This is a genomic window from Phytomonospora sp. NPDC050363, assembly GCF_040655735.1.
Taxonomy (GTDB): domain Bacteria; phylum Actinomycetota; class Actinomycetes; order Mycobacteriales; family Micromonosporaceae; genus Phytomonospora.
Genome location: NZ_JBFAKK010000014.1, coordinates 26,409 through 38,959, shown reverse-complemented (window position 1 = coordinate 38,959; position 12,551 = coordinate 26,409). Strand labels below are relative to the sequence as shown.

The following is a 12,551-nucleotide window of genomic DNA, read 5'->3' as shown; positions in this document are numbered from 1 at the left end:
TCACCAGTGCGTCTTCGCCCCGGTGTGCCCGGATTTGAAGGCGACGTAGCCGGCCGCGGCGGCCGTGGCGATGAGCAGGACGCCGATGACGACCATGAAGAGCTTGCGCCCGCCCGCCGCCGGATCGTCGATCGGCTTGGGCGGTGCGTCCTCGCCCTCCTTCTTCGCGAAGGGGCGGTCGGCGCGGGCCCGGGCGCTGCGGCGGCCGCGTTCGAGGCCGCCGAACAGCAGCGTGAGCGGCAGCACGGCGATCGTCAGCCACAGCAGCCAGTCGCCGAACATCCCGTGCTCGGCGATCTGTTCGGCCTTCTCGGGCGTCGCCGGTGCCGCGCCGGAAGTCCCGGCGATGATCGAATCAGCGAATGACTTCCCGGTCCACCGCGTGAAGAAGACCGCGACCGGCGCCAGTACGGCGAGGATCACCACGGCCCACCCGACGCGTCTGCGCAGCGGAGGAATCAGGACATAGGCCAGCAGAAGAAGAACGAGCATGGGCACGAGCACGAGCGGGAGGTGTACGAGAAGGGGATGAAGAGGCAGACCGTCGACGGTATCGGGCATCGCCCCATTCAACACCATCTGCGCTTTGCGGCCGATCGGCGACGTTTCGGTGTCCTTGATCACGCCGGTAAGGTCCCATTTCCATTTGACCCCTTCCACCGCGCGTGGAAAGTTTGATCACGTGCAGAGCGAGCGTCTACTGCGATCCCATGGATTGCGAGTCACCCGGCAGAGACTCGCGGTGCTCGACGTGCTCCAAGAGGGCGGGCACCCCGAGGTCGACGAGATCATCACCAGGGCCCGGCGCAGGGTTAGCTCCCTGTCCACCCAGGCCGCCTACGACGTGCTCAACGCGCTCACCGACGTCGGGCTCGCCCGCCGCCTGGAACCCGCGGGGAGCCACACCCGGTACGAGGCCCGGGCCGGCGACAGCCACCACCACCTCGTGTGCCGCCAGTGCGGCGAGGTCTGCGACGTCGAACTCGCCGACGAGGACGCCCCGTGCCTCGAACCGGCCCTCGCCCGCGGCTTCAAGATCGAAGAGGCGGAAGTGACCTACTGGGGCCTGTGCCCCAACTGCCAGAACAGCCGGTCGTTACAGGACCGCTGCTTCGGGTGGCGACAAGCGACCCCCTCAGGTGTCACAATCGATCTGTACCTGCTGGGAGGAGCGAACCGATGGGTCTACTGCGCTGGTTGCGCGGAGGCGACGACAACGATTCGAGTGTGGCGGCGATGTCGGCCGGCCTCGCTGAGCTCGAAGGTTTCGTGCAGCCCGCACGCCGCAAGCAGACCGAGCTCATTCAAGAGCAGGAGAACATGCGGGAGGACATCGGCAACGGCATGCAGATGGACCGCATCGACCTGGAGTCGGGCGTCGCGGTCATCTACCGCCGCAAGACCTCAACTCTTGAAAAGCTCGATGTAGCCGAAGATCGAGGCGGCGATGAGCTGCACCGCGATGGCCGCGAGAAGAAGACCCGCGATGCGGGTCAGGACCTCGATGCCCCCGCGCTTGATGACGCGCACGATCACTGACGAGAAGCGCATCGCCAGGTAGATCCCGATGTGCACGCCCAGGATCGCCAGCGCCACCGCGATGTACCCGCCGTAGCCCCCGGCGTTGTCGGCGTCCTGCACGAAGAGGATGACCGCGACGATCGCACCCGGCCCGGCCAGCAGCGGCGTGCCCAACGGCACCAGGGCCACATTGGACGCCCCGCTCGACCCGGGGTCGTCGGCCTTGCCGGTCAGCAGCTCAAGCGCGACCAGCAGGAGCAGCAGCCCGCCGGCGCCCTGGAGCGCGGGCAGGTCGACGCCGAGGTAGTGCAGGATCTGCTTGCCCGCCAAGGCGAACAGGCTGATCACGCCCAGCGAGAGCAGGGTCGCCTGGAAGGCCGCCTTGTTGCGCGCCTTGGCGTCCATCGCACCGGTGAGGGCGAGGAAGATCGGCACGACGCCGGGAGGGTCCATGATGACGAAGAGCGTCACGAACGCCTCGCCGACGAGTCCGATTCCATTCACGACATATGGATAGCACCGACGCCGGGTTCAGGTGAGCGAACGGTCATCCGGGGCGACGGGCGTCACCCCGTGAACGCGCGCGGTATCGGGTAGGCCGAGGAACCCGGCGGAATCGCCAGCGCCTCGCTCGACCGACTGTAGAGATCCATGCGGTACCAGCCGTTGGGGGTTCGGTAGAGGATCGAGCTCTCCGACTCCCACACCCAGTCCGAGACGTCGGTGACGCCGAGGTTGGCCATGCTGCCGGCGTTGTCCGAGATCAGGTCCTGCGCCAGGTAGGTGCTGATGAACTCCGACTCGCCGGTCGGCTCCGACATTCCGCGGCCGACGAACCAGTCGCCGTTGGGCGAAACGCCGATCACCTCCGACGGGATGACCCCGTCGTAGCAGTAGTCGAGGTCGATGTCGAAGCCCTCGGTGGGCACCACCGTGACCAGGCAGGTCTGGGTCGGCGTCTCGAACAGGGCATAGGTCTTCCAGTCGACGCTGGAGCCCATGAAGCGCAGGTTCTGGTCCTCCGGCGCGGACATGACGGCGTCGGCGGGCGGATCCCAGGCGTGCAGACCGGTCGGTTCCCGGTACATGACCAGGCCCGCGCTCCAGCCTTCGAGGACGCTCTCGGGGGCGACCTGCCGAGTCGCCGTGAGCAGCCCGTTGAGGTCGTAGACGTCCAGGCGGACCGCGACGCCTTCGGTGCGGCTGACGGCGACGTTCTCGGCCGTCATGTCGACGGCCATCGACAGGTTCTTGCCGTCGGTGATCGGCACGGCGGGACCCGACAACGGGTAGTAGACAAGGCGGGCGCTGTCGTCCTTGGTCGTGATGGCGAGGTAGCCCTCAGGGAGGCGGACGGCCTTGTCGAGACTCTCGCCCCCGGGCAGCGCCACGCGGACGCCGTCGCCGGTCTGGAGGTAGGGGTCCTTGCCGTCGGCGGGCTTGGGCACCGCGACGTCCAGGCCCTGGATGACGGGAACGGTCAGCTGGTCGCCCGAGGGCACCGCCTCCTCGGGCTGGAGGAACTCCCGCCCGAACACCAGCCCGAACCCGGCCAGCACCACCACCGCCAGCGCCGAGGCGGCGCCGGTCATGGCCCGGCGGCGCCGGACTCCCCTGGCGCGGCCGATGACGGAGTCGGCGAGATCCTCCGACTGCGGGGGGACCGGTTGCGTGCGGTCCTCGAACGTCGCGCGAAGTACTCGTTCCAGTTCCCTTGTCACGTCGCCGGCCTCCTTCCGTGTCGATTCGTCGCCGCCATCTCTATGCCCGCCTCCGCGAGCTGGGTGCGCAGGTTCGCCAGCGCCCGCGAGCACTGGCTCTTCACCGTGCCGGCGGCGACGCCCAGCATGCTCGCCGTCTCCGCCTCCGACATGTCCTCGTAGTACCGCAGGACGAGCACGGCCCGCTGCTTCGGCGGGAGCTTGAGCACGAAGCGCCACATGAGGTCCCGCTCGACGTGGGCGTCGGTGTGGTCGGTGCCCGGTGACTCCGGGAGCTGCTCGGTCGGATGCTCGTTGCGCCACATCCGCCGCCACCAGCTGACGTTGGTCGTGAACAGGACTCGTCTGGCGTAGGCCTCGACCGAGCCGATGTCGCCGATGCGCCGCCAGGCGAGGTAGGTCTTCGTCAGGGCGGTCTGCACCAGGTCTTCGGCCGTGGCCCAGTTACCGGTCAGCAGGAACGCCGAACGGTGCAGGGCCGCCGACCGCGCCGTGACGAAGTCACGGAAGTCGGCCTCGATCTTCGTCTTCGATTCCACTCGTCTCCCGGGGGTCCATGGAGGTAAACGCGGTGGAGGGTGGCGGGGGTTGCCGCGGAGGCGGGAAAATTCTGCGGGGTGGGTCACGTGTTCGCGGGGCGTCGCGTCCGCCGGATGTCCGAGGGGCCCGGGCCGGTGGCGGGTACCGCGCCACCTGGTCTGTGGCGGCGTGGGCTGGTCTGTGGCGGCGTGGGGCCGGGAGGGAAGCTGCCGGTTTCGGACCGCTTCGGCGATTCCGCCGCCGTTGGCGCCGACGGTGGGAACCGGTCGCGGCTCGGCGGGCCTCGGCGCGAGCGGAATCAGGCTTTCCGCACGGCGACACCGTCGCCGTCGGGGACACCATCGGCCCCGAGGGCCAGGCCGTCCTCGCCACGGGGTCGCGCCACGGTCGACCGTGGAGGGAGGAGCGAGCGGCCCAACGCCTCGACCGCCGCCGAAACGACCGCGCTGTCCGCATGGGATCGCGCGGTCGCCCTCACCGCGCCGCGCCTCCCGCTTGGGATCGCGCCCTGCTCAGCTGTCCCACCCGCGCTACTCGGCTTCCCGACCGGCGCGCACGAGGGCCGCCGCCATCCCCGCGCCCTGCCCGGCACACGACGAACCCCGCACCTTCAGGCGCGGGGTTCGTCGAAAGCAGGGGCCTAGGCGTCGTTGACGGCGCTCGGCGACGAGGCCGTCTCCTCCTCGCCCTCGACGCGCGCCTGGACGGCGTCGGGCTCGTACATCTCCTCCACGACCTGGAGGTAGAGCTCGTTGGGGTCGGGGAGGTGCTTGATCTCGCGCAGCGCCTGGTCCTGACCGGCCGACTCCAGCACGAAGGTCCCGTAGTTGAGCATGCGGCCCATCGGGGACTGCTCGTACTTCATGTCGGTGACCCGCAGGAGCGGCATCATCGCGACCTTGCGCGTCACGACGCCGGAGACGACCATGACGCGCTTGTTGGTGAGGATGAAGCGGTCGAAGAACCAGTCCATGACCCGCCAGCCGACCCAGCCCAGCACCAGCAGCCAGCCGAGCACCACGGCGCCCATGGCCGCCGAGGACTCGTTGCGCGCGAGCAGACCGGATACGTAGCCCATGATGAACGTGGCCGCGACGCCGATGACGAACTCGGGCATCAGATGGATCCAGTGCCGCCGCCACTCGCCGCGGTACTTCTCGGTCGGGAACAGATACCGGGCCGCCAAGGGGCTCGGTTCGTCCGGCATGGGCAGAACCCTGCGCGGGCCGACCGGCATGCCCGCCGCGTCATAGCGAAGACCGTCGAGGTCCTCGTCGGCCACCTCAAGGGGAGGAGCTGAGGCGTCGACAGGGCGGCGGGGTGAAGGAGGGTCCAGATCGGGCGAGTCGAAAAGGTCGGCGTCGAGAAGCGTGTCGTCCAGGGGCTCCTCGTGCCGGTCCTCCCGATCGCCCGATCGGCCGAACTCAGCGGGGCTCATCAGGACCGATCACATGACCACGCCGGAGATGAAGTCGCCGAGGCCCATGGCCGCGTCGCCGATGCCACTGGCTATCTGACCGACGATGCCGGATGCTTCCTTCGGGCGGTATGCGATGAAGAAGACCAGGAATGCCAATCCACCCCAGGTCAGAATCTTCTTGATCATGTCGGGCGAGCCCCCTCCCACGGTGCCGCGCTTCGGCTCGTTGCCCACGCAGTCTGCGGCTGCGCGTCGCACCGGCCTCGGGCACTTAGAGCGTACAACTTTTAGCTTGTTGGTGAAACTCTTGACGCTGTGTTCCCAAGGAGTACCGATGTCGCCGGTATCCCCTTAGTCCGTTTCCGCCTCGGTCTCCGCTGCCCTCGCGAGCACCCTCGACTTCCCTGGTCACGGCCAAGAGTCACGCTACCGGACGTTGGCTTCTCCGCACGCACAGTGCGCCTAACCTGCCGGTCGGACGTGCCTGAAGTGTCGGCATGTTGTCACGCCCAGACGTGTCTGCGGATCCACGCGTGCATCGCGATTCCGCTGGCCACGCCCGCGTTGATCGAGCGTGTCGACCCGTACTGCGCGATCGAGCAGACCATGCCGGCCGCCTCGCGCGCGGGTTCGGAAAGGCCCGGCCCTTCCTGTCCGAAGAGGAGGACGCAGCGGCGCGGCAGCTCGGCCGTCTCCAGCGGCACCGAGCCGGGCAGGTTGTCGATGCCGACTATTGCGAGGTCCCGGTCGGCGGCCCAGGCGCAGAACTCCTCGATCGTCGCGTGGTGCTCCACGTGCTGGTAGCGGTCGGTGACCATCGCTCCCCGGCGGTTCCACCGACGGCGGCCGACAATGTGGACGGACTCGGCGAGGAACGCGTTGGCGTTGCGGACGACGGTGCCGATGTTGAAGTCGTGCTGCCAGTTCTCGATGGCGACGTGGTACGGGAAGCGCTTGGTGTCGAGGTCGGCGACGATAGCCTCGCGGGTCCAGTAGCGGTACTCGTCGCGGACGTTGCGGCGGTCGCCTTGGGCCAGGAGTTCGGGGTCGTACTTGGCGTCGGTCGGGTGGGGGCCCGGCCAGGGGCCGACGCCGATCTCTTCGAGGTACTCGGTCACGCAGAAGAGCGTAGGCGGTGGCCACTGCCGAGAATTGGCGTCCCGTCGCCTGACCGAGACGGACACCGCACCCGAGGTCATTTCAGGAAGTACACTTAGCCTAAACATGCTTCCTCCTAATCTTGGAGCTGAGTCCCCTGGTCGGCAAGCCCGTTGACATGTTCGACCGCGATCGCGAGTGGCGCGCATTGACCCGGTTCGTGTCCAGCGGTCAAGAGCACGCCACACTCGGCGTCGTCTCAGGTCGCCGCAGGCAAGGCAAGACCTTCCTCCTGGAAGCTCTGTGCGAGGCCACCGGAGGGTTCTACTTCGCCGCTGATCAAGCCACCGAGGCCGAGTCGTTGCGCTACCTCTCCGCAGCGGTGACGAGGTTTCTCGATTCCGCGCTGCCGATCCGGCTCGGCGACTGGCACGAGGCGGTCGATGCGCTCCTCGCCCTGGCGATCAACCGGGAGATTCCGGTCGTTCTCGACGAGTTCCCCTACCTGGCCAGAGCCAGCCCCGCACTGCCGTCGATCGTGCAGGCGGCGCTGGCGCCACGGCGGGCGGAACGGCTCGCCTCCCGGGCGCGACTTCTCCTGTGCGGATCGGCGATGTCGTTCATGGGTTCACTGTTGTCCGGTAGCGCCCCACTCCGCGGTCGCGCCGGACTCGAACTGATCGTTTCGACTCTTGACTACCGACTCGCGGCCGACTTCTGGGGTATCGGCGATCCTCGGCTCGCGGTGCGCGTCAACGCGATCGTCGGCGGCACACCCGCCTACCGGCGAGAGTTCGTGGAAGGGGACACTCCGGCCGACCTCGACGACTTCGACCCCTGGGTACTGCGCACCGCGCTCAATCCGTCCAGTCCACTGTTCCGCGAGGCGCGCTACCTCCTCAATGAAGAGCCGGGCCTCCGTGACCTCGGGCTCTACCACTCGGTCCTCGCCGCCGTGGCCTTCGGGAACGCCACCAGCGGTGGCATCGCCACGTACGTGGGCCGAAAGGCCAGCGACATCACTCATCACCTCTCCGTACTCGAAGACTGCGGGCTACTGCGCCGTGAGATCGACATGTTCCGTGGCAACCGAATGATCTATCGCATCGCCGAACCGCTGGTCACCTTCTACCAGTCGATCCTGCGGCCCGACTGGGCCGACTGGGAGCACGGACACTCGCCGGAACGACTGTGGAGCCGCCGTCAGCACCGATTCGTCAGCAACGTCGTAGGTCCACACTTCGAAGAAATCTGCCGGACCTGGGTAAGCAGATACGCACCGGACGGCACCTACGGCGGTCACGTCGGCCGGGTCGGGAGCGGAACCGTCAACGACGCGGCGAACCGTACGACTCACGAGGTCGACATCGCCGTCTTCGGCGAACGTGACGACGACCGCGAGCAGCTCCTGTCCATCGGTGAGGTCAAGTGGAACGACGTCATGGGAGTCGGCCATCTCGAACGGCTCCGAAACATCCGCGCGCTCCTCGGTGCGGCCGGTCGTCACGACACCTCACGGACGATCCTCGCCTGCTACAGCGGCGCGGGATTCATGCCGGCACTTCACCAGGCCGCCGAGAATGGCGAGGTGCTCCTGATCGGCCCGGACGAGCTCTACAGAGGCACGCACAGGGCCTGACCTCTCGCCATCCCGATTCCAGCAACGGAGCACCGCGGGACGGGTTCCATGAGCTCCGTCCCCCGACTTCTCGATGGCGACGTGGTACGGGTGGGGGCCCGGCCAGGGGCCGACGCCGATCTCGTCGAGGTAGGCGGCAGCCTGCTCGGCCGCCTCCGAGGACACCACCTCCAGGGTGTATCCGATCGGATACACCCTGGAGCTAGTCATGCCGAACGATCTCGTCCTCCGCGCACGAATGGCCGCAGGTCTGAGCCAAACGGAACTCGCCGCACTCGCGGGCACCTCACGCCCGACGTTGTCGGCGTACGAGCACGGACAGAAGTCACCGACGCTGGCCACCGCGCAACGGATCATCGAAGCCGCCGGGTTCGAACTCGCACTCGAACCACGCATCCGGTTCACAGCCGTACCGATCCCCCGGGGCCACCTGATCCATGTACCGAACCGGCTCCCGCGACTGCCGGTACGGGCCGCTTTCGCGACCGTCGTTCTTCCCGTCCATCTGAACTGGTCCGCACCGGGCCGGAGCTTCGAACTCGCCGACCGGCGCCAGCGGGCCCGCGTCTACGAGATAGTCCTGCGCGAAGGCACACCCGCCGACGTGTGCACCTACATTGACGGCGCCCTCCTGATGGACCTCTGGCACGACCTTGTGCTGCCCCGGGACGTCCGAGCGGCATGGGCACCACTGATCAACGCGGACGTGAGGTAGCCGTCCATGTCCGTACTCACCCCGCTCCAGATCGAGACTCTGCACCAGCCTCCCCGAGAGCAACCGGCTCGTACACCGCTTCGGCCGACAGGCACTGCTTGACCGGGCCGCCGAAGTCGACGGTGGATTCGACCTCGGTGTCATGGCCTCGATGATGCGCAGCCTCGACCGGTTCACCGACGCCGAGATCCCCGTCGAGGCCGATGAGGTCGCCACGATCCGCGCCTACTTCAGCGAATGGGCAAGGGAACTCGACGAGCGAGCGAGCTGACCGCCCAGGGGTAGTCGCTTGTGGACCGCACAGAGCAGACGCCGCTCGTCGCCACCGAGGGCGAACGCGACCCGAAGACCGAGCGGCGGTGCAGCAATCATCCAGGCCGCACTCGCACCCCGGCGCCCGGAACGTGTCCGCTCGCGAGCCCGGCCGCTCCTGTGCGGATCGGCGATGTCGTTCATGGGTTCGCTGTTCCGCGAGGCCCGCTACCTGCTCGGCGAGGAACCGGGCATGCGCGATCCCGGCCTGTACCACTCGGTGTTGGAGCGGCTTCATGCCGGCACTTCAAGACGCGGCCGACGCCGGCGATGTGACGGCGTGATCGCGCGCGGATGGACCTACCTTGAGGTCCGCGAATACACCGGCGACCACAAGCAGGTCGGGATCAACGGAGAACGGACACGCCCGCGCACCTTCCTGCCGAAGAACTTCCAGCGCCCCCTGACGACGTAGGACCAAGTGACCTGATCAGGCTGCATGTCCGGTCACGTTGCCCGCCGCACGTGTCGCATGACCAGTCGTAGGACAGTCGCCAGATGCCCAGGAAGCATCAGCAACCTCGCCCGCATCTGCGCGCGCCTGTCACTCGTAGCCAATCGGCAGCGGCGAGAACCGGGTGGGCCACCGCGAAACTCCCCGTTGACAAGACGACACGTCGACAGACACGGCCGTGGACGCCGGCTCCTCCTCAGTGGACGGTGCCCAGTTCGTGCGGCGTGTTGTTGAAACGTCGCCCGCCCGAGTCGGTGACCGTGACGATGTCTTCGATGCGCACGCCGAACCTGCCCGGCAGGTAGACACCCGGCTCGATCGAGAAGCACATGCCGGCAACGAGTTCCTGTGCCTCACCCTCGACCATGTAGGGCGGTTCGTGCGTGGTCAGGCCGATGCCGTGCCCGGTGCGGTGGATGAAGTACTCGCCGTAGCCGCCGTCGTCGATCACCTTGCGGGCGGCGCGGTCGATGTCCTGGCAGGTCGCGCCCGGCCGTACGGCCTCGAAGCCGGCCTGCTGCGCGCGAAGGACGAGATCGTGGACCGCGCGGACCTCATCGGAGGGGGCACCTCCGACGTTGACGGTTCGGGTGGTGTCCGACCCGTAGCCGTCCTTGAGGCCCCCGAAGTCGAGGACGACGGTGTCGCCTTCGGCGATGACCCGTTCGCCGGCCTCGTGGTGCGGATTGGCGCCGTTGGGACCCGAGCCGACGACCGTGAAGTCGACCTGGCTGTGTCCGTGCTCGATGAGCAGGGCGGCGAGGTCGGCGGCCACGTCGATCTCACGGCGTCCGGCGAAGGGGACCTTGAGGATCCCGTGGTAGGCCTCGTCGGCGGCGGCTCCGGCGGCTTCGAGCCGGGCCAGTTCGTGCTCGTCCTTGACCGCGCGCAGCATCGGCATGCCGCCGGACAAGGAGACGTAGCCGCTGGCGGGCAGCGCCGCCTGGAGGCCGAGGAGGTGCATCGCCCAGGCCGCGTCGGAGATCCCGTAGCGGCCGTCGGGCGACAGGTGCTCGCGCGCCGCTTCGTAGGGGTCCTGGCCGTCGGTCCAGTCGGTGAACGCCACGGCGTCCTTGGCCGCCTTCTCCGCGTCGGGCCGCTCCAGCTTCGGGACGATCATCACCGGCTCGCGTCCGGGCGCGAGGACCAGGACGGTCAGGCGCTCGGTGATCGCCGTCGGCCGGTAGCCGGTGAAGTAGGTCAGGTCCGGGCCCGGCGTGATGAGCAACCCGGCGAGTCCGGCCTCGGCGGCCGCGTCGGCGGCGCGGGACATGCGGGCGGTGTAATCGGCGGTGGTGAAAGGAACCGAGCTCAACGGGAGCCTCCGAAGCGGGAGAGGAACAACGCCTCCGACAATGCCATGTTGGCGATCTCGGACGGGTCGACGCTTTCGTTCGGGGCGTGGATGAGGCACTGCGGTTCCTCGACACCGATGAGGACGATCTCGGCCTCAGGGTAGGTGTCGGCGAAGACGTTGCACAGGGGGATCGATCCGCCCTGTCCGAGCGTGGTGCAGGGCGTCCCATAGGCCTCGCTCATGGCCTCGGTGAGCGCGGTGAAGGCCGCTCCGGCGGTGGCGGCGCGGAACGGCTGGCCGGATGACTCGCGCTCCACGGTCACCTTCGCGCCCCAGGGGGCGGCCTGTTCGAGCTGCGCGACGAGGGCGTCCTGCGCCTTTCCTGCGTCAGTGCCGGGAGGCACCCGAAGGTTGATGCGGGCGGCCGCCTTCGGCTGGATCGCCGCGGCCGAGCCGACCACCGGCGGGCAGTCGATCCCGAGCACGGTCGCGGCCGGGCGCGCCCACAGCATGTCGGAAGGCGTGCCGTCGCCGAGCAGCGAGACGCCGTCGGCGACACCGGCGTCGGAGCGGAACCGCCCGGCATCGTAGGACTGCCCGTTCCACTTCGCGGCGTTGTCGAGGCCGCTGACGGTGGTGTTGCCGTTCTCGTCGCGCAGCGTGCCGAGCATCCGGATCAGGGCGGCCAGCGCGTCCGGCGCCGGACCCCCGAACATTCCCGAGTGCAGCTCGGTGGCGGCGGTCTCGACGGTGACGACGACGTTGGCCAGCCCGCGCAGGCTGATGGTGACCGCCGGAACACCGACGGCCGCGCCGCCGGTGTCGCACACGAGGATGGTGTCGGCGCGCAACAGGTCGGCGTTGCGCGGGACGAAGTCCTCCAGTCCGCCGGTCCCCTGTTCCTCGGAGCCCTCGACGATCAGCTTGAGGTTGACCGCGACGTCGTCACCGAGTGCGCGCAACGCGGTCAGATGCATGAGGATGTTGCCCTTGCAGTCGGCCGTGCCGCGCCCGAACCAGCGTCCGTCGACTTCGGTCAGTTCGAAGGGCGGAGTCCGCCAGGCGCTGTCGTCGAGCGGCGGCTGCACGTCATAGTGCGCGTACAACAGGACCGTCGGCGCGCCCTTAGGCCCGGGCCGCTCACCGTAGACGGCCAGACTGCCGTCGCTCGTCTCGGCCAGGCGCATCCCGGTGAAGCCGAGCTCGGCGAAGCGGTCGCGGACCCACTCGGCGGCCTTCTGGCACTCCTCGGGCGGGAACTGCCGGGCGTCGGCGACCGACTTCATGGCGACGAGTTCGGCGAGCTCGGACTTGGCGCGCGGCATCAGGGCGGCGACCTTCTCACGCAGGGCGCTGGTGTCCATGGCGGTCATCTCCCGTGTCAGGCGGTGTCGGCGAGGTCGAGCCCGTCGACGTAGTTCATGAAGGCGGGCAGTTCCTCGGGGCAGTAGATGGTCAAGACGAGCACCTCGCCCTTGACGGCGCGTTCGGCGATCGGACCGGGGCGCATGCCGGGCCCTGCCGCGCCGTTGCCGCCCGCCCAGTTGGCGATGCCTTGGCTGAGGGCGCTGCCCGGGTCGGCGCAGACGGCGCCTCCGTCGTTGCCGAGATAGCCGATGATCTGGTCGCGGTCGGGTGTTGGCAGACCGGTCTGTTCGAGGGCCAAGATGAGCTGGTCGGCCTTGGCGCGGGCCTCGGCGTTGTCCCGGGCGTGGTCGTAGCGGACGATGCCGAGGACCAGGAGGACGACGGCGACCACGGCCAGCAGGACGTAGGTGAGGACTCGCTTTCGGTTGGAGTCGACGAAGCCTTGCTCGCTCATTCCTGCCTCCGT

Annotated in this window: 14 protein-coding genes and 1 pseudogene; 5 read left to right on the top strand and 10 right to left on the bottom strand. The window is 68.5% G+C overall.

The window, feature by feature from the left end:
* Positions 1-561: a hypothetical protein gene (locus tag AB0I28_RS31035; protein WP_357499245.1), complete on the bottom strand. Its 561-nt coding sequence runs from the start codon at positions 559-561 to the stop codon at positions 1-3.
* 121 nt (positions 562-682) lie between these two features.
* On the opposite strand from AB0I28_RS31035, the pseudogene AB0I28_RS31030 reads away from it, so the two are divergent.
* A pseudogene (locus AB0I28_RS31030) lies at positions 683-1,084 on the top strand (Fur family transcriptional regulator); the annotation flags it as partial.
* 320 nt (positions 1,085-1,404) lie between these two features.
* On the opposite strand, the gene AB0I28_RS31025 reads toward AB0I28_RS31030, so the two are convergent.
* From AB0I28_RS31025 to AB0I28_RS31000, 6 genes are all read right to left on the bottom strand, one after another.
* Entirely contained in the window at positions 1,405-1,974 is a 570-nt protein-coding gene (locus tag AB0I28_RS31025; RefSeq protein WP_357499413.1) for a MarC family protein, read from the bottom strand.
* A gap of 113 nt (positions 1,975-2,087) precedes the next feature.
* Positions 2,088-3,242, bottom strand: coding sequence for a hypothetical protein (locus AB0I28_RS31020; RefSeq protein ID WP_357499244.1), 1,155 nt, complete (start codon positions 3,240-3,242; stop codon positions 2,088-2,090).
* A complete protein-coding gene (locus AB0I28_RS31015; protein WP_357499243.1) occupies positions 3,239-3,781 on the bottom strand; it encodes a SigE family RNA polymerase sigma factor in 543 nt (180 codons plus the stop codon). The genes AB0I28_RS31020 and AB0I28_RS31015 overlap by 4 nt, the downstream gene beginning before the upstream one ends.
* A 641-nt stretch (positions 3,782-4,422) precedes the next feature.
* A complete protein-coding gene (locus tag AB0I28_RS31010) occupies positions 4,423-5,220 on the bottom strand; it encodes a PH domain-containing protein (RefSeq protein ID WP_357499242.1) in 798 nt (265 codons plus the stop codon).
* A gap of 9 nt (positions 5,221-5,229) precedes the next feature.
* Positions 5,230-5,436 carry a hypothetical protein gene (locus tag AB0I28_RS31005; RefSeq protein WP_357499241.1) on the bottom strand — a complete coding sequence of 69 codons (207 nt, stop codon included), beginning with the start codon at positions 5,434-5,436 and terminating at the stop codon, positions 5,230-5,232.
* 269 nt (positions 5,437-5,705) lie between these two features.
* The gene (locus AB0I28_RS31000; RefSeq protein WP_357499240.1) at positions 5,706-6,320 is read right to left on the bottom strand and encodes an RNA methyltransferase; all 615 of its coding nucleotides are present in this window, start codon (positions 6,318-6,320) and stop codon (positions 5,706-5,708) included.
* Between the two features lie 122 nt (positions 6,321-6,442).
* Here AB0I28_RS31000 and AB0I28_RS30995 point away from each other — a divergent pair, with 122 nt between their 5' ends.
* The 4 genes from AB0I28_RS30995 (at position 6,443) to AB0I28_RS30980 (ending at position 9,381) form a co-directional block, all read left to right on the top strand.
* Positions 6,443-7,939: an ATP-binding protein gene (locus tag AB0I28_RS30995; RefSeq protein WP_357499239.1), complete on the top strand. Its 1,497-nt coding sequence runs from the start codon at positions 6,443-6,445 to the stop codon at positions 7,937-7,939.
* A gap of 208 nt (positions 7,940-8,147) precedes the next feature.
* The gene (locus tag AB0I28_RS30990) at positions 8,148-8,654 is read left to right on the top strand and encodes a helix-turn-helix transcriptional regulator (protein WP_357499238.1); all 507 of its coding nucleotides are present in this window, start codon (positions 8,148-8,150) and stop codon (positions 8,652-8,654) included.
* A gap of 142 nt (positions 8,655-8,796) precedes the next feature.
* Entirely contained in the window at positions 8,797-8,925 is a 129-nt protein-coding gene (locus tag AB0I28_RS30985; protein WP_357499237.1) for a hypothetical protein, read from the top strand.
* Between the two features lie 174 nt (positions 8,926-9,099).
* A complete protein-coding gene (locus AB0I28_RS30980) occupies positions 9,100-9,381 on the top strand; it encodes a hypothetical protein (protein ID WP_357499236.1) in 282 nt (93 codons plus the stop codon).
* Positions 9,382-9,616: 235 nt separating this feature from the next.
* Here the strand turns inward: AB0I28_RS30980 and AB0I28_RS30975 are convergent, their stop codons facing one another.
* Genes AB0I28_RS30975 through AB0I28_RS30965 form a run of 3 tightly spaced genes read right to left on the bottom strand, consistent with a single transcriptional unit; the run spans position 9,617 to position 12,539 of the window.
* Positions 9,617-10,735: an aminopeptidase P family protein gene (locus tag AB0I28_RS30975; RefSeq protein ID WP_357499235.1), complete on the bottom strand. Its 1,119-nt coding sequence runs from the start codon at positions 10,733-10,735 to the stop codon at positions 9,617-9,619.
* Positions 10,732-12,081: a dipeptidase gene (locus tag AB0I28_RS30970; RefSeq protein ID WP_357499234.1), complete on the bottom strand. Its 1,350-nt coding sequence runs from the start codon at positions 12,079-12,081 to the stop codon at positions 10,732-10,734. Before AB0I28_RS30970 ends, AB0I28_RS30975 begins: the two co-directional genes overlap by 4 nt.
* Before the next feature lie 17 nt (positions 12,082-12,098).
* Positions 12,099-12,539, bottom strand: coding sequence for a hypothetical protein (locus tag AB0I28_RS30965; protein WP_357499233.1), 441 nt, complete (start codon positions 12,537-12,539; stop codon positions 12,099-12,101).
* Positions 12,540-12,551: the final 12 nt, after the last annotated feature.

Coding starts and splice junctions, on each gene's coding strand:
- AB0I28_RS30965 (WP_357499233.1), bottom strand. CDS start 12,539: ATGAGCGAGCAAGGCTTCGTCGACTCCAACCGAAAGCGAGTCCTCACC.
- AB0I28_RS31025 (WP_357499413.1), bottom strand. CDS start 1,974: ATGGACCCTCCCGGCGTCGTGCCGATCTTCCTCGCCCTCACCGGTGCG.
- AB0I28_RS31035 (WP_357499245.1), bottom strand. CDS start 561: ATGCCCGATACCGTCGACGGTCTGCCTCTTCATCCCCTTCTCGTACAC.
- AB0I28_RS31010 (WP_357499242.1), bottom strand. CDS start 5,220: ATGAGCCCCGCTGAGTTCGGCCGATCGGGCGATCGGGAGGACCGGCAC.
- AB0I28_RS30980 (WP_357499236.1), top strand. CDS start 9,100: ATGTCGTTCATGGGTTCGCTGTTCCGCGAGGCCCGCTACCTGCTCGGC.
- AB0I28_RS30990 (WP_357499238.1), top strand. CDS start 8,148: ATGCCGAACGATCTCGTCCTCCGCGCACGAATGGCCGCAGGTCTGAGC.
- AB0I28_RS30970 (WP_357499234.1), bottom strand. CDS start 12,081: ATGGACACCAGCGCCCTGCGTGAGAAGGTCGCCGCCCTGATGCCGCGC.
- AB0I28_RS30985 (WP_357499237.1), top strand. CDS start 8,797: ATGGCCTCGATGATGCGCAGCCTCGACCGGTTCACCGACGCCGAGATC.